The following is a 19,137-nucleotide window of genomic DNA, read 5'->3' on the forward strand; positions in this document are numbered from 1 at the left end:
AATAAAAACAAAATTGTTAGCAAATGCATTGAAATCGTTAATAAATGCACTTAAACTCTTATAATAAATCTAGATAAAGCGTTATTTTTGCAACATAAAAATAACAACACACACATGTCAAACACACAACAATTAGAAAATTTAACAACCCAGGTACGTAGAGATATTTTACGTATGGTACACAAGGTAAACTCTGGACACCCAGGAGGTTCATTAGGTTGTGCCGAATTTTTTGTAGCACTTTACCAAGATATCATGGACCGTAAGGACGGATTTGATATGGATGGTTTTGGTGAAGATTTATTCTTTTTATCAAACGGTCATATTTCACCGGTATATTATAGTGTTTTAGCGCGTTCAGGCTATTTTCCAGTAGATGAATTAAATACATTCAGATTAATTAACTCCCGTTTGCAAGGACACCCAACTACACACGAAGGTTTACCAGGTATTCGTATTGCCTCCGGATCATTAGGTCAAGGTATGTCTGTTGCTTTAGGGGCTGCACAAGCAAAAAAATTAAATAATGATACTCATTTAGTTTACAGCTTACATGGTGATGGCGAACTTCAAGAGGGTCAAAACTGGGAAGCTATAATGTACGCAGCCGGTAATAAGGTTGATAATATTATTTCAACTATCGACTTAAACAGTCAACAAATTGATGGTTCTACGGATGATGTATTACCAATGGGCAGTTTAAAAGCCAAGTTTGAAGCGTTTGATTGGACGGTTGTGGAGATTGAGGACGGTAATAATATAGACGCTATATTAAAAGGGATGGCTGAAGCAAAATCTAAAACAGGACAAGGCAAACCCGTTTGTGTTTTACTAAAAACCGTTATGGGTAATGGTGTCGATTTTATGATGCATACACATGCATGGCACGGAAAAGCTCCTAATGACGAGCAATTAGCAATAGGTTTAGAACAAAACCCAGAGACTTTAGGCGATTATTAATTAAAAAGACTTCCACTTTGGTGGACATACATATGAAAACATATACAAACACAGGAAATAAAGATACACGTTCAGGTTTTGGAGCTGGATTAACCGAACTAGGAAAAACCAATGAAAATGTTGTGGCTCTTTGTGCGGATTTAATTGGTTCGTTAAAAATGGATGATTTTAAAAAGAACCATCCCGAACGTTTTTTTCAAGTCGGTATTGCGGAAGCCAACATGATTGGACTAGCAGCTGGTTTAACTATTGGTGGTAAAATTCCATTTACAGGAACCTTTGCTAACTTTTCAACTGGTCGTGTTTACGATCAAATTCGTCAGAGTGTTGCATATTCAGGTAAAAATGTGAAAATTTGTGCATCGCATGCGGGCTTAACTTTAGGTGAAGATGGTGCTACACACCAGATTTTAGAAGATATTGGTTTAATGAAAATGTTACCAGGCATGACGGTTATTAATCCTTGTGATTACAACCAAACCAAAGCAGCAACTATTGCTATAGCAGAACATGAAGGTCCTGTTTATTTAAGGTTTGGACGCCCAAGTGTGGCCAACTTTACACCTGCTGACCAAAAATTTGAAATTGGTAAAGCCCTACATTTATTGGATGGTACTAATGTAACGATTGTGGCAACGGGTCATTTAGTTTGGGAAGCTCTTGAAGCTGCTAAAACTTTAAATGAGAAAGGTATTTCTGCTGAAGTAATTAACATTCACACCATAAAACCTTTAGATGATGCCGCTATTTTAAAATCAGTTAAAAAAACAGGTTGTATAGTGACGGCGGAAGAGCATAACCATTTAGGTGGTTTAGGGGAAAGTGTTTCCCGTGTATTAGCAACAAACTATCCAACACCACAAGAGTTTGTAGCAACGAATGACACGTTTGGAGAGTCGGGAACGCCTGCTCAACTCATGGAAAAATATGGCCTAAATGCAGAAGCTATTGTAAAAGCGGCAGAAACTGTCGTGAAAAGAAAATAAACGAAATTTATTTTCGTTTAAAGGAGGTAATCAAAAAAACAAATAATTATGAAATATCTTGTTTTAAGTCTGGTTGCCTCCTTTTTATTTATAGGCACAGCAACAGCTCAAACCGCAAGTGGTTTTGGTTTTAAAGGTGGATTAAACTACAACGCAAATGGTAATTATTATGAATCGGCCGTTAGCGCTGCAGAAAAACCAGACCGGAATGTAGGCTACCATTTTGGTTTATTCTATAAAGCTGGAGGAAAGATTTTTGCCAAACCAGAATTGGTTTATACAGCCACCAAGAGTAAATATAATACTGGTGATTTTAAAATGCAAAAAATTGATGCTCCGCTATTGGTTGGTGTTCGATTTTTAAAAGTACTTAATGTTTTTGCCGGTCCTTCATTACAATATATTATCGACTCGGAATTTGATGGAATTAATATTGACTCCATAGAAAACGATTTTACGGTTGGACTCAATTTTGGCGTCGGTTTTAGCTTAAATAAAATTGGATTTGATTTACGTTATGAACGTGGTTTCAGTGATAATGAAGCCGTATTTGCCACGGATAACGGATTAAGTATTGGAAGAATAGACACACGTCCGGATCAACTCATTTTAAGTATTTCACTGCTACTCTAAAGTTGAAACGACATTATAAAAACAAAAAAACCGCAAATTGCGGTTTTTTTGTTTTTATTAAAGGCATAATTTATATTTCTGGAATGGTATCAATATCTAAATAATCTGGAATTCCATCTCCATCTCTATCTGTAACGATTACAGTTTTAATGGTTATAACACCATTATTTTCTGTACGTGAACCTTCAAATTCATTTTCAGCAAATACAGGCTCTGGATCACCCACCATAATAGTATATTCGCCATACTCTAATTCATCTTTTGTAAAATAGCCATCTCCATCATCATCATTATCTAAAAAGTCTGGTGTAAAATTGCCATTTGTATCATCATCATAAGCATCACCATTTTCATCTCTATCTTCCATAAATGTTGGAATGCCATCTTCATCATGATCTAATATAGCACGTCTATATAGATTAAATTTAAAAATTACTGGAGTGTAGTTTGGCACACCTTGAAGTGCACTATTAAAAAAACCTAATTTAGAAGGAATAAAAACAGCACCAATACCATGATTGTGGTAAGATATTGGCCCATCATCTTCGGTTGAATAACTATCGCTGGTTTTAAACTCAATTAATGCCTGTTGAAAACCAGGAACAACACCTGAAGAAGATCCAACCGTTAATAAGTTGAATTGTTCTTCATTTACCACACCATCAAACACATAGTTATCAATAGTACTACTTCCTTCATAAAATAAAGTCGCTTGATCTGAAAAATGCACAACATCTCCTAAACCTTCACGAACCTTTAAGTAATAAAGCTTATAATCAATACCATCAAAAGGGACAATTTTAAAATCTACCATATCCTTCAATGGTGTTTTATCAGCATTATCGCCTGCAATAGTGTCAAAAACTATGCGAAATGCATCATTCTCTAAACTGTAGGGACTATTTTCTTGAAATTCTTCATAATTATAAAAATGTGTTTGCAGATATGTTTCAATATCTTCAAGATCTTCTTCATAAACTTCAGTAGCATCCCTAAGGGGGGTAATCTCTGGTCCTCCATCATCCTTTTCACAGGCAGTAAATACCGCTGAAACAATTAAAAGAAGAACTAATATTTTTCTTAATTTCATTATTGCTTATTTTTGTTGGCAAGATACAATTTTTAAATAATTTTGTACAACAACATTAACGTAGTTTTTAGACCTTTTGTATGCGAATAGATAAATTTTTATGGTGTGTTAGATATTTCAAAACAAGAACTATAGCCACAACAGCTTGCAAGAAAGGGCACGTAAAAGTGAATGGTGATTCTGTAAAACCTAGTCGCGATGTGTATGCAACAGATAAAATTGAGGTTCGAAAAGATCAAATTAACTACACCCTAACTATTAATGATTTACCGCCAAACCGTGTTGGCGCTAAATTAGTTGATATTTATAGAACGGACACCACACCAAAAGAAGCCTTTGCAGCCAATGAATTACTAAAGTACTCTAAAGACTACTACCGAAAAAAAGGCACAGGAAGACCGACTAAAAAAGATCGTCGCGACATTGAAGAATATCGTGGTGAGAACGAAATTGAATCCGATATTTAAAAGAATTTATAATTATCTCTATTATCTTTGAAAAAACAGTTTTATGAAAACAACAGAAAAAAATACGATTTTAAATCACGATGAGATAGTTCATAAAATAAGACGTATTGCCTATCAAATTTACGAAAGCAATGTGGATGAAGAAGAAGTTGTTTTGGCTGGCATTGACTCTAATGGGTACCTTCTAGCCAAGAAATTAAAAACCGTTTTAAATAAAATTTCGACAATCAACCCTATTTTATGTCGCGTAAAAATTGACAAGAAAAATCCGTTAAGCCCTATTACTACTTCTTTAGCGGTTTCAGATTACACAAATAAGTCCGTTATTTTAATTGATGACGTATTAAATTCTGGAACCACACTTATTTACGGAGTAAAACACTTTCTAGATGTGCCCTTAAAACAATTTAAAACGGCCGTTTTAGTGAACCGGAATCACAAAAAGTATCCTGTTAAAGCAGATTTTAAAGGAATTTCTTTATCCACCTCACTTCATGAACATGTTGATGTTATTTTGGAAGGGAAATTTTTTGAGGCCTCTTTAGATTAATTTTAATAAAATATCTTCAATAATATCATCCGGCGATTTATTAGCATTGATATTTAAATCGGCTTGATTATAAAAGTTAAGTCGTTCAAAAATATGCTTCCCTACAAACTCCGTTGTTTCTTCTTGAGTTTTTAAATGGGCTACTAAAGGTCTGTTTGTTTTATTTAAAAAAAGACGCTTTCCTAATTCGGCTACGGAAACATTCAAGTAAATACTTTTACTGTTCGGTTGCTGTTTAATGAGCTTCATATTACTGCCATAACAAGGCGTCCCTCCTCCTAATGATAATATCATATCTTCTTGCTGTAAGAACGTCTCTAAATGCTTGGCCTCTATTTTACGAAAATATATTTCACCTTTGGTTTTAAAAATATCAGAAATAGACAAACCTTCTTTATTTTCAATATAATCATCTAAATCCTGAAACGGTTTCTTTAAAATCCGGCTTAATTTTTCACCAATTAGCGATTTTCCGGACGTCATATAACCTAATAAAATAATATTCATAATTAGCTTAAAAATTGATTATTAAAAAGATACGATCTTGGTCAACAAAAAAACAAAAAAAAATTAAAAAAAAGCCTTGTTTTATTAATTAAAGCTTTTATATTTGCACCCTCGTTACAGAGAAACAAAATGACTAGGTAGCTCAGTTGGTAGAGCATCTCCCTTTTAAGGAGATGGTCCTGGGTTCGAGCCCCAGCCTGGTCACTAAAAAAAAGTTAAGCAATCTGCTTAACTTTTTTTATTTTTAGTCATTATTTAATGCGCACGTGGCGGAATTGGTAGACGCGCCAGCTTGAGGGGTTGGTGGACATTAGTCCGTGGAAGTTCGAGTCTTCTCGTGCGCACTAAAATTACGTCAACCTAAATTTTAGACGTTTTCATCATTTTCTACCAAGTATCTATCAATCTACATCTCAAAGAACCGCTTAAACTCATAGCATAAAAAATAGCTTTCTGGTTGTATATCCAATTAATTTATTATTTTTGTTTAATATTTTCGAATAAAATATGAACAATATTAAGAGTAACTTCAGCATCAAGGACCTTGAAAACCTATCAGGTGTCAAAGCCCATACCATTAGAATTTGGGAAAAACGTTACAACCTTCTAAAACCAAACCGCACCGAAACTAATATTAGGTTTTATAGCTTAGAAAGCTTACAGAAGCTACTTAACATTACGTTTCTTTATAACAATGGTTATAAAATTTCCAAAATCGCTAAAATTAATGAGCCAGATATTGCAGACACGGTGCGTAATCTATCAGCTAAAGATTACGCCGATGATCATGCCACCAACATGTTTAAGCTAGCCATGCTGAATTTTGACAAAGCACTCTTTTTAAAAACCTATGATACACTAAAAAATAATAAAAGCTTTTCGGAAATATTCTTGGAAGTCTTCATTCCACTAATGAGTGAAATAGGCTTGCTTTGGCAAACAAACACCATAACACCTGCGCAAGAACATTTTATTTCAGAACTGATTAAACAGAAATTATTGATTAATATTGAAAAGCATCAATATATATCCCCAAAAAACAACGAGAAAACCTTTGTTCTCTTTCTTCCTAACAACGAAATTCACGATTTAGGTCTTCACTTCATCAATTACAAATTAACAAAATCTGAATATCACACTATTTATTTAGGACCAAGCGTTCCCATTGTTAGCTTAAAGGACATTTTGAAACATTACAAGAACATCATTTTCCTTTCATACTTTACTGTGAAACCAGAGGCAGAAAATATTTCGGGTTACTTAAATGAATTTCAAAATGAATTACTCACAAACAACAACGAATTGTGGGTTTTTGGACGAATGTTAGATCATATTGATACAAGCAAGCTGCATAAATCCATTAAAGTATTTCATTCTATTGCAGATTTAGAAAAATATCTTTAAAAAATAGTATTTTTGTTTAACATTTTTGTACATTTGTTAAACACATGAAAAAGAAAATTACAATTATAGGTTCCGGGTTCTCGTCTTTAGCTGCAGCTTGCTATTTAGCAAAATCTGGGCACGATGTTACTGTATTTGAAAAGAACAATACTATTGGTGGTCGTGCAAGACAATTAACTAAAAATGGATTCACCTTTGATATTGGTCCAACCTGGTATTGGATGCCTGATGTATTTGAACGCTTTTTTGCCGATTTCAATACAAAGCCTTCTGACTTTTATCAATTAGAAAAGCTAAATCCAGCCTATTCTGTTTATTACGGAAAGGACGATTATATAACGATAGAAGACACTTTAGATAAAATTGCTATCGCTTTTGAGAAAGAGGAACCAGGCAGTTCAAAAACACTTCAAAAATTCATAAATAAGGCACAGGACAATTACAATGTGGCTATTAAAGATTTGGTTTACAACCCGGGAGTTTCGCCTTTTGAATTGGTAACAACCGAAACCTTCAAAAAAATTGGACAGTTTTTTAGCACCATTAAAAAAGATGTGCGTAAAGAGTTTAAAAACGAGCGGTTAGTTACCATTTTGGAGTTTCCCGTATTATTTCTCGGCGCCAAACCTAGTGATACACCTTCGTTTTATAGTTTTATGAATTATGCCGATTTTGGCCTAGGAACATTTCACCCTAAAAAAGGCATGTATCAAGTTATTTTAGCCATGGAAACATTGGCTAAAAGTTTGGATGTTACTATTAAAACCAATGCACCTATTGAGAAAATACTCGTTGTCAATAAAGTTGCTTCAGGTGTCATTTCAAATGGCGAAACCTATTTGAGCGATGTGGTTTTAAGTGGCGCCGATTATCACCACACAGAAACACTTCTAGATCCTGAATATAAGCAGTATTCGCAAGCCTACTGGAGTTCTAAAACGTTTGCCCCTTCATCCCTCCTGTTTTATGTAGGTTTTGATAAGAAAATCAAAAATGTTAATCACCACACCCTGTTTTTTGATGTGGATTTTGAAAAACACGCCGAATCTATTTACGACAAACCAGCATGGCCAGAAAACCCTCTTTTTTATGCAAGCTTTCCTTCTATAACAGATAGTCACGCAGCTCCTGAAGGGAAAGAGGCTGGTATCTTTTTAATTCCATTAGCACCTGGATTGAAAGACAATACGAAGTTACGGATGACGTATTTTTCAAAAATTATGGATCGCTTTGAAACATTAACCTCTCAAAAGGTACGCGAACATATCCTTTTTAAGGAATCGTTTTGTGTAAACGATTTTGTTAAGGATTATAACTCTTATAAAGGAAATGCCTATGGAATGGCCAACACGTTATTGCAAACTGCCTTTTTAAGGCCAAAATTAAAAAGTAAGAAGGTAAATAATTTGTATTTTACAGGACAGTTAACAGTTCCAGGACCTGGAGTACCACCATCATTAATCTCTGGAAAACTGGTTGCCGAGCTAATTAATAAACATCATACAACCTAAAAACCACGCATCCTATTTACTGAATGTAATTAAAAGCCTTGCAATAAATAAACACTAAAAGATGAAATCAATTTTCGACCATGTTTCTCATGCGTGCAGTCAAACGGTTACTAAAACCTATAGCACGTCTTTTACTTTGGCAACCAAAATGTTATCCCGTTCTATCCGCCAGGATATTTATAATATTTATGGTTTTGTCAGGTTTGCGGATGAAATTGTAGATAGTTTCCATGATTACGATAAAGAAACCTTGCTTAATGAATTTGAAAGCGATTTGTATTTGGCTTTAGAACGTAAAATAAGTTTAAACCCCATTTTAAATTCCTTCCAAGAAACCTATCATAATTACGGAATTGAAAAACATATGGTTGAAGCCTTTATGCGAAGTATGCGTACGGACTTACATAAAACCACTTATTTAACCCAAGATGAATATAACACCTATATTTACGGTTCTGCAGACGTGGTTGGACTTATGTGTTTGAAAGTTTTTGTAAAAGGTGATAATGAGAAATTTAATCAGCTTAAAAATTCGGCTATGCATTTAGGTTCTGCATTCCAGAAAGTGAATTTTTTAAGAGATTTAAAAAGTGATTATGAAGATCTAAGTCGAACATATTTTCCAAATACGGATTTATCCAAACTAGATGAGACTTCAAAAATTTTAATAATTGAAGAAATAGAGCGCGATTTCGCAATTGGACTTCAGGGCATTAAGGAATTACCTATTGAAGCCAAGTTTGGTGTTTTTACCGCTTACAGGTATTATAGTCAGCTTTTGAAAAAATTAAAGAAAACACCAGCATTACAAATCAAAAACACGAGAATTCGCGTCGCTAATTATAAAAAAATTGAGTTATTAACGCGTAGTTATGTAAAATATCAGCTAAATTTATTGTAAAAATATGATGGATATTATTTTATGGATATTAGTTTTTATTGGCACATTCCTCTTTATGGAATTCATGGCTTGGTTTACTCATAAATACATTATGCATGGGATTTTATGGAGTTTACATAAAGACCATCACCATAAAAAGCATGATAGTTGGTTTGAACGAAATGATTTGTTTTTTATTTTTTATGCCGTCGTTAGTATAAGCCTATTTTTAACATGGAGATATGCTGACTTTTGGGCGGGACTCCCTTTAGGTTTAGGAATTTTTGCCTACGGCTTGGCTTACTTTTTTGTTCACGATATTTTTATCCACCAACGTTTCAAATTGTTACGAAATGCCAATAATTGGTATGCCAAAGGCGTGCGTCGTGCGCATAAAATGCACCATAAACATTTGGGTAAAGATGATGGTGAATGCTTCGGAATGCTATTTGTTCCTTTTAAATACTTCAAAAAATAATCAATATTAACCAACCGTTTCATGTCTTACGAAAATCATTTCGATTATATCATTATAGGACATGGTCTCGCAGGTTTACAGCTTGCTTTAGGTTTCTCCGAGGATAATGTACTTAAACATAAAAAAGTTGCATTAATTGACCCTTCTGATAAATCCTCCAATGATAAAACATGGAGTTTTTGGGAAATTGGCGTGAGCAAATGGGATGCCATAGTTGAAAAATCTTGGGAAACGGCACGTTTTTATTCCAATACTAAATCACTCACACTGCCTTTAGAACCATACACGTATAAAAGCATCCGATCTATTGATTTTTATAATTGGGCGAAGGAAATTTTACAAAAATCGGAAAACATATATTTTATAAACGATTCTATTATTTCTACAACCGAAACGTCTACCGTTTTGGTACAAGGTAAGGTGGAAACGTATACTGCAGATCACGTTTTCGATAGTAGAATTCCAAAGGATTATAACTCCGAAATAGAAAAATTTACATTAGTTCAACAACATTTTAAAGGTTGGATTATTGAAACCGAAACCCCTCATTTTAATCCTAATGCTATCACCATGATGGATTATCGGTTTCAACATCAAAATTCCACAAGTTTTGTTTACGTACTACCTTTTTCAGAAACGCGAGCACTTATTGAATATACCTTTTTTACAACGGAAACTGTTTCAGAATCCGTTTATGATGATGCTATAAAAGATTATATTGAAAGTCATTTAGAAATTGAGAAGTACAAAATTGTTGAAACCGAAATGGGCAATATTCCTATGACGGATTTTCCTTTTTGGAACTATAACACCAAGCATATAACTAAAATTGGTACTGGAGGCGGTTGGGTAAAAGGCTCAACGGGTTATTCGTTTAAGCATACAGAAAAAAATGTAGCGAACATAATTTCCAATATTAAAAACGGGCAACAACCTTCATATAATATTTTTAAAAAGAAATATAAATTCTATGATAAAATTTTCCTTAATGTTTTAAAAACAAATAACGAGAAAGGTGTTTGGATTTTCGAGCAATTTTATGGGAAAAACGCCATCCCTACCATGTTTCGGTTTTTAGATGAAGAATCATCTTTTACTGAAGATGTAAAAATTATGCGCTCCCTATTTTCATGGCGTTTTATTAGTGCGTTTTTCCGTGTATTATTCAGACGCTAACAAATCGACTAATAATTGTCTCACAGAATCACTATTCCAGTTTGCAGCACCAGATTTATCCATGACAATAGCCCCAGATTTATCAATAAGATAGGTTTGTGGAATACTTGAAGTTTGAAATTGCTTTGGGGTGTTGGTTACCGATTGGTAAAATTCGAAATTATAATCGTTTTTACTTTTAAAATCAGTGATGGTTTTAGATTTTTCATTTGAAACTAATAGAAAAACCACCTGATCCTTATAATCGGCATATAAATTATCAATACTTGGCATTTCAGCAATACATGGCGGACACCAGGTTGCCCAAAAATTAATAAACACCACTTTTCCTTCGGCTTGTTTAAAATCGAATTGATTTCCTTTTGAGTCTACTAACTTCCAATTTTCGTAGGATTCCAATATTTCGCGTTTATCTGCGCTAATTTCGGAAGGACTAATCATTGCCAAGCCTTTCTGTAAAAAGATTTGAATAGGCTGTCGTGTTTGTGGAATAATTAACAACGCCATCACGATAATAAAAATAATATTACTGCTTGTAAACTTCGGTTTCTTCATAGTGTCAAGTAAAATTCATTTGTCGCTAACATTGCGGAATCCTAACAAAAAAAAACTCCTGAAAAAATAAATTATCAGGAGTTTAAATATTTAAAACAGACTTAGATATTAAGCGTTGTTTTCTTTCTTAATTAAATTTAAAGCAGAACCTTCATTATACCAATCAATTTGTGCTTGGTTGTAAGTATGATTGGTTACTATAACATCTTTAGAGCCATCTGCATGGACAAACTCTAATGTTAATGGCTTATCTGGTGCAAAACTATCTAAATCAAGGAAGTTGATGGTATCATCTTCTTGGATTAAATCGTAATCACTTTCATTAGCAAATGTTAAACCTAACATACCTTGCTTTTTCAAGTTGGTTTCATGAATACGCGCGAACGATTTAACTAAAACAGCGGCAACACCCAAGTGTCTTGGCTCCATAGCTGCGTGCTCACGAGATGAACCTTCACCATAATTATGGTCTCCCACAACTATTGAGTAAATACCGTTAGCTTTATAATCTCTTGCTACATCTGGAACACCGCCATACTCACCTGTTAGTTGATTTTTAACAAAGTTTGTTTTCTTACCAAAGGCGTTAACAGCTCCAATAAGCATGTTGTTCGAAATATTATCTAAATGTCCTCTAAAACGCAACCAAGGTCCAGCCATAGAAATATGGTCCGTGGTACATTTCCCGAAAGCTTTAATTAATAATTTAGCACCTGTAATTTTATTTCCAATAGGTGTAAATGGCTCTAATAATTGTAAACGCTCTGAATTAGGATTAACAGACACATCTACTTTACTACCATCTTCTACTGGTGCCACATAACCAGATTCTTTAACATCAAATCCTAAAGGTGGCAACTCTAAACCTTTTGGTTCATCTAATTTAATTTCTTGCCCATCTTCGTTTAGTAAGGTATCATTCATAGGATCAAAATCCAAACGACCTGAAATAGCGATAGCCGCAACCATTTCTGGCGAACCTACAAAGGCATGCGTATTTGGATTACCATCGGCACGTTTTGAGAAGTTTCTGTTGAAAGAATGTACAATCGTATTCTTTTCATCACCTTTTCTATCACTTCTATCCCATTGTCCAATACAAGGACCACAAGCATTTGTAAAGATAGTAGCGTTTAAATCTTCAAATATTTTTAAAACGCCATCACGTTCTGCTGTAAAACGAATTTGCTCTGAACCTGGATTAATACCAAAATCGGATTTTGCTTTAATATTTTTATCTACCGCTTGCTTTGCAATGGAGGCTGCACGGGTTAAATCCTCGTAAGACGAGTTCGTACAAGATCCAATTAATCCCCAATCAACTTTTAAAGGCCAATCATTTTTTCTTGCTTTTTCACCAAGCTCACCAACTTCTGTAGCTAAATCTGGTGTAAAAGGTCCATTTAAATGTGGGCCTAAGGTATCTAAATTAATTTCAATAACTTGATCAAAATATTGCTCTGGAGATGCATATACTTCATCATCACCTGTTAAATACTCACGGATTTTATTGGCTTCATCGGCAATATCATTTCTATCTGTTGCACGTAAATAACGTTCCATGGAATCATCATAACCAAATGTAGATGTAGTCGCACCAATTTCGGCACCCATATTACAAATTGTTCCTTTACCAGTACATGATAAATTTTTAGCGCCAGGGCCAAAATATTCAACAATAGCACCAGTTCCACCTTTTACAGTAAGGATTCCAGCCACTTTAAGGATTACATCTTTTGCAGATGTCCATCCATTTAAGCTACCTGTTAATTTAACACCAATTAACTTCGGGAATTTTAATTCCCAAGCCATTCCTGCCATAACATCTACAGCATCAGCACCACCTACTCCAATGGCAACCATTCCTAATCCACCTGCATTAACAGTATGTGAATCGGTTCCAATCATCATTCCACCGGGAAATGCATAATTTTCAAGTACCACTTGGTGAATAATACCTGCTCCTGGTTTCCAGAAACCAAGACCATATTTTTTAGAAACAGAGGCTAAAAAATCGAACACCTCATTACTAGTTTCATTTGCACGCTTTAAATCTGGCACAGCACCTTGTTTCGCTTGAATTAAGTGATCACAATGCGTAGTTGTAGGAACAGCTACTTTAGCTTTTCCTGCTTGCATAAATTGTAATAAGGCCATTTGCGCCGTAGCATCTTGCAATGCAATACGGTCTGGAGCAAAATCCACATAATCTTTACCTCTTACAAACGCTTTGGTAGGATTACCATCCCAAAGATGTGCGTATAAAATCTTTTCTGAAAGTGTTAATGGTTTACCAACAACTTCACGTGCTTTATCTACACGTTCAGCCATATTTGCATAAACCTTTTTGATCATGTCAATATCGAATGCCATATTATATATTTAATAGTGAATAAACTTTTTTATCTCCAATCTAATGGGACTGCAAAAATACAAATTTTAAAGAAGATTAAAAAATATGTAACGAAAACGTCTTATCATTGAAGGATATTTAACGAAATATCACTTCTAAAGAAAATAACCACATTAAAATCAAAATTTTTGTATAAAAAATATTAATTTAACAATTAATGGTGAAAATATTATAAATGAATTAATTTAGAACGACTTAAAATAAACTGGTAATAATCTGTTCTTCGGTAATACCTTCCGCTTCTGCCTTATAGTTCTTAATAATTCGGTGTTTAAAAATAGAGTATGCTACAGCTTGAACGTTTTCCATATCTGGCGAAAACTTACCGTGAATTGCCGCATGCGTCTTGGCAGCTAAAATTAAATTTTGAGAGGCTCTAGGTCCTGCTCCCCAATCTATGTAGTTTTTAACTAAATCTGCTGCTTGTGGGCTATTTGGTCTCGTTTTACCCGTCATTTTTACTGCATATTCCACCACATTATCCGCCACAGGAATACGACGTAATAAGTGTTGGATATCCACAATTTCTTGTGCTGTAAACAACGGATTCACTGTATTCTGAACATCGGAAGTGGTTGCTTTTACTACAGCAACTTCTTCCTCAAAGGTTGGGTAGTCCAAATTAATAGCAAACATAAATCGGTCCAATTGCGCTTCTGGTAAGGGATACGTTCCTTCCTGCTCAATAGGGTTTTGCGTTGCCAAAACAAAGTAAGGTAAATCTAATTTATAATGATGTCCTGAAACAGTAACCGAGCGCTCTTGCATAGCTTCTAATAAAGCTGCTTGCGTTTTTGGCGGTGTTCTGTTAATTTCATCGGCAAGAATAATATTGGCGAAAACAGGGCCTTTTATGAATTTAAAATTTCTGTTTTCATCTAATATTTCACTTCCTAAAATATCACTAGGCATTAAATCTGGTGTGAATTGAATACGCTTAAAATTAAGTCCTAATGCTTGCGAAATGGTATTAACCATTAACGTTTTTGCTAAACCAGGCACACCAATTAATAAGGCATGACCACCAGAAAAAATGGAGATTAGAATTTGATCAACAACCGCATCTTGACCAATAATAACTTTGGCAATTTCGGTTTTTAATAGTTTATATTTTTTTACGAAGCTTTCAATTGCAACAACATCAGACATATTTATTGTTTTAACCAGTTACTAGAAAATTCACAATCTCTATATTCATTATTTATTTTAATATAGGTATCCATGATTTTTTCATTTTGCCATTTATCAATAGCTCTAATGCGTTTTTCGTTAAGTGCTAGTTCTTTAATTTTTAAATAATCGCGTGCATAATCAGCAACATGTTCCTCAACACGATCGCTTACCATCATAATCTTAAATTTCACATTTCCAGATCGTCCTTGATCCGTAAGTACCAAACTGACATCCCCTTCCTTTAAATCTTGAATTTGTCCATATACTTCAGGATCAATCTTTGTTAATTCGAAATTATAATCTTGTGTTTCTGGATTAATTAAAAATCCGCCTTCACTGCGTGTTTCCTTTTCATCACTTGACTCTCGAGCTGCATCTGCAAAACTAATATCACCATCCACTATACGTTGTCTGATATTCATTAATCTCTCACGTGCTTCTGCAACTGCCGCATCAGACACTTTTGGGATTAATAAGATATGACGTACATCAAACTCTTGTCCTCTAATTTTTTCTAAATATATAATATGGTAACCATATTCTGTTTTCACCGGATCGGATATTTCACCTTCTTGTAATGAAAAGGCTACTTCACGAAACTCTTTAACCATTCGTGGTTGTTTCCTGTTTAACGTGTACATACCACCTTGGGGAATAGAGGCTTTATCATCTGAATACAACACCACTTTCGAGCGGAAGTTTGCACCATTTTCTATAACATCGGCTTTAAATTCCTTTAATTGATTGATAACCCGTTGGTTTTCTTCTTCTGATATTTTCGGCTCTATTACAATTTGAGATACTTTTAATTCTGTACCAAATGTTGGACGTTCGTCCTTTGGAATTTGATTAAAAAATTGACGTGTTTCTTCTGGAGTAATCTCAATCCCATCAAGAATCTTTTTTTGCATTTCACTTGCTAATTTCTGACTCTTATTAATTTCATACATTTCATCTCTGAAGGCTTTTTCATTTGGATGACTATATAATTCCAGAAGTTCCTCCATGGTTTTTCCTGATTGCGCCAAGAACTGTTGTAATTGGTAGTCTACATTGGAACGAATTTCAGCATCTGATACGACAATACTATCTTGTACAGCATGATGTGCGTAAAGCTTATCTTCCATTAATTTGCCAAATAGTTGACAACGTGTTACGCCATCCAAAGAAGCACCTTGTGCTTTTAGTTGAATAATATTAGCATCCACATCAGAATCTAATATCACGTACTCTCCAACAACTGCCGCTACACCGTCAATTTTTTGTGCTCCAGATGTTAAGGTTGTATCTACTTTCTTTTGAGCAGCTGGTGCTTCATCTTCAATAATTTCTTGAGCCTGAATAGCAACAGAAAAAAGTATAGCTAATACAGTAAATATATGGCGCATACGACTAATTGTAGATTTCAAATTGTTTATTTTTAATAGCATCTTTTGTAATATCTTTTTCTAATTCTTTAATGAGTTCTAATTTTCGTTTGTTGATAACAATTTGGTCTATTGTTGGTTTAATATATTCCAATGGCGCCGCACTGTTACGTTCTAAAACGTCTTCAATTTGCATCAAATATAGGCCTAATGAATCTTTGAGTTGTATAAAATTAGATTTTTTTAACAATTCATTTTTATTTTCAGTTGTAACTACTGGTATTTTTTTGATGGCTTGCGTTACTTTAATCCAAATTGAATCGTTTAATGAATAGGATTTAAACTGAATGGCTATGGAATCCAATTCCCTTTTATCATCTGCATCAAACCGTTGAAACTTGGTTTTTAAATCGTTTATATCCAATCGGTTTTCATCCACATGAATATATCTAAACTTGATGAGGTTCTCCTTAAGCGTGAAAATATCCGGATTGTTCGTGAAGTATGTTTCCGCTTCACTTTCTGTAACAACGGTATCAATATTTTTACGAACTAAAGCATCTAAATAAGAAGTTGCATATAAATCGTTTTTATACTGTTTGGCCAGCCTATTAAAATCCTGAAGTTTTTTTTCGTTAAGATTTAATTCTGCGCCCGCAACCAGCAATTGCTGGGTAGCCCAACGTGTAATAAAATTATTTACACGTAGTAGACTGTCTTCTGAACTCATATTTTCGGTGAACAAATGTTGTAAATCATCAGTATATAAAAAAACATCATTAACACGTGCCACTGCTGTTTGCTCAACTTCATGTTTGTAAAAATATTCACAAGACACGAGCAAAAAGGCACTCATTAATATGCTAAAATAGGCGTGTTTCAATTAATTGTTTTTTAATTCAGCTTTAACGTTTTTTAAAACTGACTCATTAACTTTCACAGGGTATTTCTGCTCTAAAGATTCTAGCCATTGTTTTTCCTTAACAACCTGGTAATCGCTTATAATTTGACCTTTGGCTTCCTCATAGGTTTTTGGCGATTCGGGTAAAACTTCTTTTACATTTGCTACAACATATGCTGCATCATGACGATAAATTTTAGAAACACCTTTTTCAAAACTCATATCCGCGGTAACGGCTTGGTGTTCCTTATCCATAATTCCGGATGTAAATATGACGTCAACAACGCCATTTGTATTTAAAGCTGCTTTAATGGCTTCTGGTGACTGGCCAGCTTCCAACATTTTTTGAGCCTTTTTTATAACCTTTTTATTGGATGACGATGCCACATCAGCATCTATTCGCTTACGCCAATTGTATTTGTTTTTATTAGCATTAAAATAGGCTTGTAATGCCACCGAATCTGTTTTTGATGCATTCCATATTTCAGTCTCCATTAAATCAAATAACAATAAACCATCACGATATTCTGTGACGATGTTTGCAAAATCTTCGCTTTCATTTTCCAAATTATCTTCTTGGTACAGTATTAAATTCGCATTTAAAAAAGCATCGTAGTTTTCTTTTACAATTGCATTAAACGGTTTTCTGGATATTGCTCTACGTTGATTTTTAAAAAGGTACTGACCAAAATCACCGTATGTAACTGTTTTGACATCAATAACCACCAAGGTTTTGGCAGCTGTAAAATCTTCTGGCAATTTCCAAGAACCTAAAAAATACCCTTCATTCATAATAGACTCAAAATACGCTAAAGCTTCTGGATTATCCTTTACATTATAGCGTTCTTTTAACGTGTTAACTATAGACGTATTTATCAATTGAGAACGTGAATCCCGCTTTACACGCGCTTCTAATTCAGATTTCATGGCGTTAAAATCTGCTACTTCAGATTTATCTAATAATTTGATAATATGCCATCCAAAACTACTTTCAAAAGGTGCTGAAATGTCTCCTTCATTTTTTAGTCCAAATGCCACATCTTCAAATTCTGTAGAGCTTAATTGCCCACCACTAAAAGCAGCTAATTTTCCACCGTTTTCTGATGAGCTTCGATCTTCAGAAAACTGTTTTGCTAGAGACTCAAACGATTCACCTTGCTGTATTTTTTTATAAATTTCATGAATACGTGTTTCAGCGTCTTCCAATTTATCATCACGCTTATTATTTATCATAATATGTGCAACCGTGCGTTCACCTCTGGATGGTCTTGCATCTTCCACTAAAACAATATGGTATCCAAAACGTGTTTTAAAAGGCATGGAAACATCGTCCACTTTGGTAGTATAGGCAGCGTTTTCAAAATCGTACACCATTTTAAACGCGGAGAAATAACCTAAATTTTCAGCATATACAGTTTTTCCGTTATGAACCTCCTTTTGAACAGGCTGAAAACCTTCCTTTAAAATTAGATCGCGCAATTTCAATAATTCATTATAAGCTTTTAAGGTGTCTTGTGGTGAAGCATTTTCGTCCAAACGAATTAACACATGACTCGCTTTTACCTCATTGGCTGTACGATGGTATGCCTCTTCTACAAGTGCATCCGTAACTTTCGTGTCGGTTAAATAATTTTTAGCCAATTGGGATTTATAGTTACTCAATTCACGAACATAGGTTGGCATGGTATCCAGACCTTTTGCTTGTGCTTCTTTTATTTTCAACTTATAATTTATGAATAGCTCTAAATACGAATCCACATCTTTTTGAGACTCATCTTTTACTAAATCTAGATTTTTATTAAATATTCGAATAAATTCTTCCGAATAAACGGGTGTATCCGCAACCGTAAACAAAACAGGTTTATCAGTAGTTTGCGCTTGGGTAGCAGCAAAAACAACGAAGCATATTAAAACATATATAGATCTAAACATCAGAAATTTGTTTTTTGAATTCTTGCAAAAATAGGAATATTAACCCATAATACAAGTGGCTTTACAAACGGATAATAAAGTTTTTTAGTATGTGGAATTAATAGATACCAAAACCAATAATAATTGTATCTTTATTTATACAAACTCCTATTGT

At 34.2% G+C, this 19,137-nt stretch carries 18 protein-coding genes and 2 tRNA genes; 12 read left to right on the forward strand and 8 right to left on the reverse strand.

The features are described 5' to 3' along the window. Positions 1-114 precede the first annotated feature (114 nt). From ACFPH8_RS11995 to ACFPH8_RS12005, 3 genes are read left to right on the forward strand one after another with little or no spacing between them, the layout of a single operon-like run. Positions 115-960, forward strand: coding sequence for a transketolase (locus ACFPH8_RS11995; protein ID WP_248398640.1), 846 nt, complete (start codon positions 115-117; stop codon positions 958-960). Positions 961-992: 32 nt separating this feature from the next. Further along, entirely contained in the window at positions 993-1,946 is a 954-nt protein-coding gene (locus tag ACFPH8_RS12000) for a transketolase family protein (protein ID WP_376861257.1), read from the forward strand. A gap of 48 nt (positions 1,947-1,994) precedes the next feature. Then, complete coding sequence (locus ACFPH8_RS12005) at positions 1,995-2,579, forward strand: outer membrane beta-barrel protein (protein ID WP_248398634.1); 585 nt, start codon at positions 1,995-1,997, stop codon at positions 2,577-2,579. Between the two features lie 70 nt (positions 2,580-2,649). Here the strand turns inward: ACFPH8_RS12005 and ACFPH8_RS12010 are convergent, their stop codons facing one another. Continuing rightward, entirely contained in the window at positions 2,650-3,669 is a 1,020-nt protein-coding gene (locus tag ACFPH8_RS12010) for an FKBP-type peptidyl-prolyl cis-trans isomerase (RefSeq protein WP_376861260.1), read from the reverse strand. Between the two features lie 80 nt (positions 3,670-3,749). On the opposite strand from ACFPH8_RS12010, the gene ACFPH8_RS12015 reads away from it, so the two are divergent. Both ACFPH8_RS12015 and ACFPH8_RS12020 read left to right on the forward strand, forming a co-directional pair. Beyond that, positions 3,750-4,136, forward strand: coding sequence for an RNA-binding S4 domain-containing protein (locus ACFPH8_RS12015; protein ID WP_376861262.1), 387 nt, complete (start codon positions 3,750-3,752; stop codon positions 4,134-4,136). A 43-nt stretch (positions 4,137-4,179) separates the two neighbouring features. Next, positions 4,180-4,686, forward strand: a complete 507-nt coding sequence (locus ACFPH8_RS12020) for a phosphoribosyltransferase family protein (RefSeq protein ID WP_248398626.1) — start codon at positions 4,180-4,182, stop codon at positions 4,684-4,686. Here ACFPH8_RS12020 and ACFPH8_RS12025 read toward each other — a convergent pair. Continuing rightward, on the reverse strand, positions 4,678-5,193 hold the full coding sequence (locus tag ACFPH8_RS12025) for a shikimate kinase (protein WP_376861264.1): 516 nt from the start codon (positions 5,191-5,193) through the stop codon (positions 4,678-4,680). The genes ACFPH8_RS12020 and ACFPH8_RS12025 overlap by 9 nt on opposite strands. A gap of 131 nt (positions 5,194-5,324) precedes the next feature. Here ACFPH8_RS12025 and ACFPH8_RS12030 point away from each other — a divergent pair. The 7 genes from ACFPH8_RS12030 (at position 5,325) to ACFPH8_RS12060 (ending at position 10,642) form a co-directional block, all read left to right on the forward strand. Further along, positions 5,325-5,397 (forward strand) — tRNA-Lys (locus ACFPH8_RS12030). A gap of 56 nt (positions 5,398-5,453) precedes the next feature. Continuing rightward, positions 5,454-5,537, forward strand: a tRNA-Leu gene (locus tag ACFPH8_RS12035). Positions 5,538-5,700: 163 nt separating this feature from the next. After that, complete coding sequence (locus ACFPH8_RS12040) at positions 5,701-6,597, forward strand: MerR family transcriptional regulator (protein WP_376861266.1); 897 nt, start codon at positions 5,701-5,703, stop codon at positions 6,595-6,597. Between the two features lie 44 nt (positions 6,598-6,641). Next, the gene (locus tag ACFPH8_RS12045; RefSeq protein ID WP_376861268.1) at positions 6,642-8,108 is read left to right on the forward strand and encodes a phytoene desaturase family protein; all 1,467 of its coding nucleotides are present in this window, start codon (positions 6,642-6,644) and stop codon (positions 8,106-8,108) included. Positions 8,109-8,169: 61 nt separating this feature from the next. Further along, entirely contained in the window at positions 8,170-9,009 is an 840-nt protein-coding gene (locus tag ACFPH8_RS12050) for a phytoene/squalene synthase family protein (protein ID WP_376861270.1), read from the forward strand. A gap of 7 nt (positions 9,010-9,016) precedes the next feature. After that, complete coding sequence (locus tag ACFPH8_RS12055) at positions 9,017-9,466, forward strand: sterol desaturase family protein (protein ID WP_248400601.1); 450 nt, start codon at positions 9,017-9,019, stop codon at positions 9,464-9,466. Positions 9,467-9,487: 21 nt separating this feature from the next. Then, positions 9,488-10,642 (forward strand): lycopene cyclase family protein, encoded by a 1,155-nt coding sequence (locus ACFPH8_RS12060; RefSeq protein ID WP_376861272.1) that lies wholly within the window; start codon positions 9,488-9,490, stop codon positions 10,640-10,642. Here ACFPH8_RS12060 and ACFPH8_RS12065 read toward each other — a convergent pair. The 6 genes from ACFPH8_RS12065 to ACFPH8_RS12090 all read right to left on the reverse strand — a co-directional run bounded on the left by ACFPH8_RS12065 (position 10,628) and on the right by ACFPH8_RS12090 (position 18,983). Next, positions 10,628-11,197: a TlpA family protein disulfide reductase gene (locus ACFPH8_RS12065; RefSeq protein ID WP_376861274.1), complete on the reverse strand. Its 570-nt coding sequence runs from the start codon at positions 11,195-11,197 to the stop codon at positions 10,628-10,630. The genes ACFPH8_RS12060 and ACFPH8_RS12065 overlap by 15 nt on opposite strands. A 108-nt stretch (positions 11,198-11,305) precedes the next feature. Beyond that, positions 11,306-13,570 carry an aconitate hydratase gene (locus tag ACFPH8_RS12070; RefSeq protein WP_376861276.1) on the reverse strand — a complete coding sequence of 755 codons (2,265 nt, stop codon included), beginning with the start codon at positions 13,568-13,570 and terminating at the stop codon, positions 11,306-11,308. 235 nt (positions 13,571-13,805) lie between these two features. After that, positions 13,806-14,759, reverse strand: a complete 954-nt coding sequence (locus ACFPH8_RS12075; RefSeq protein ID WP_248398606.1) for an AAA family ATPase — start codon at positions 14,757-14,759, stop codon at positions 13,806-13,808. A 2-nt stretch (positions 14,760-14,761) separates the two neighbouring features. Next, positions 14,762-16,213 (reverse strand): peptidylprolyl isomerase, encoded by a 1,452-nt coding sequence (locus ACFPH8_RS12080; protein WP_376861278.1) that lies wholly within the window; start codon positions 16,211-16,213, stop codon positions 14,762-14,764. Next, a complete protein-coding gene (locus tag ACFPH8_RS12085; protein WP_376861280.1) occupies positions 16,176-17,033 on the reverse strand; it encodes a peptidyl-prolyl cis-trans isomerase in 858 nt (285 codons plus the stop codon). Before ACFPH8_RS12085 ends, ACFPH8_RS12080 begins: the two co-directional genes overlap by 38 nt. Further along, the gene (locus ACFPH8_RS12090; protein ID WP_376861282.1) at positions 17,034-18,983 is read right to left on the reverse strand and encodes a peptidylprolyl isomerase; all 1,950 of its coding nucleotides are present in this window, start codon (positions 18,981-18,983) and stop codon (positions 17,034-17,036) included. It lies immediately after the preceding gene. Positions 18,984-19,137 lie beyond the last annotated feature (154 nt).

The sequence above is a fragment of the Bizionia hallyeonensis genome (genome assembly GCF_042657385.1).
Lineage (GTDB): Bacteria > Bacteroidota > Bacteroidia > Flavobacteriales > Flavobacteriaceae > Algorimicrobium > Algorimicrobium hallyeonense.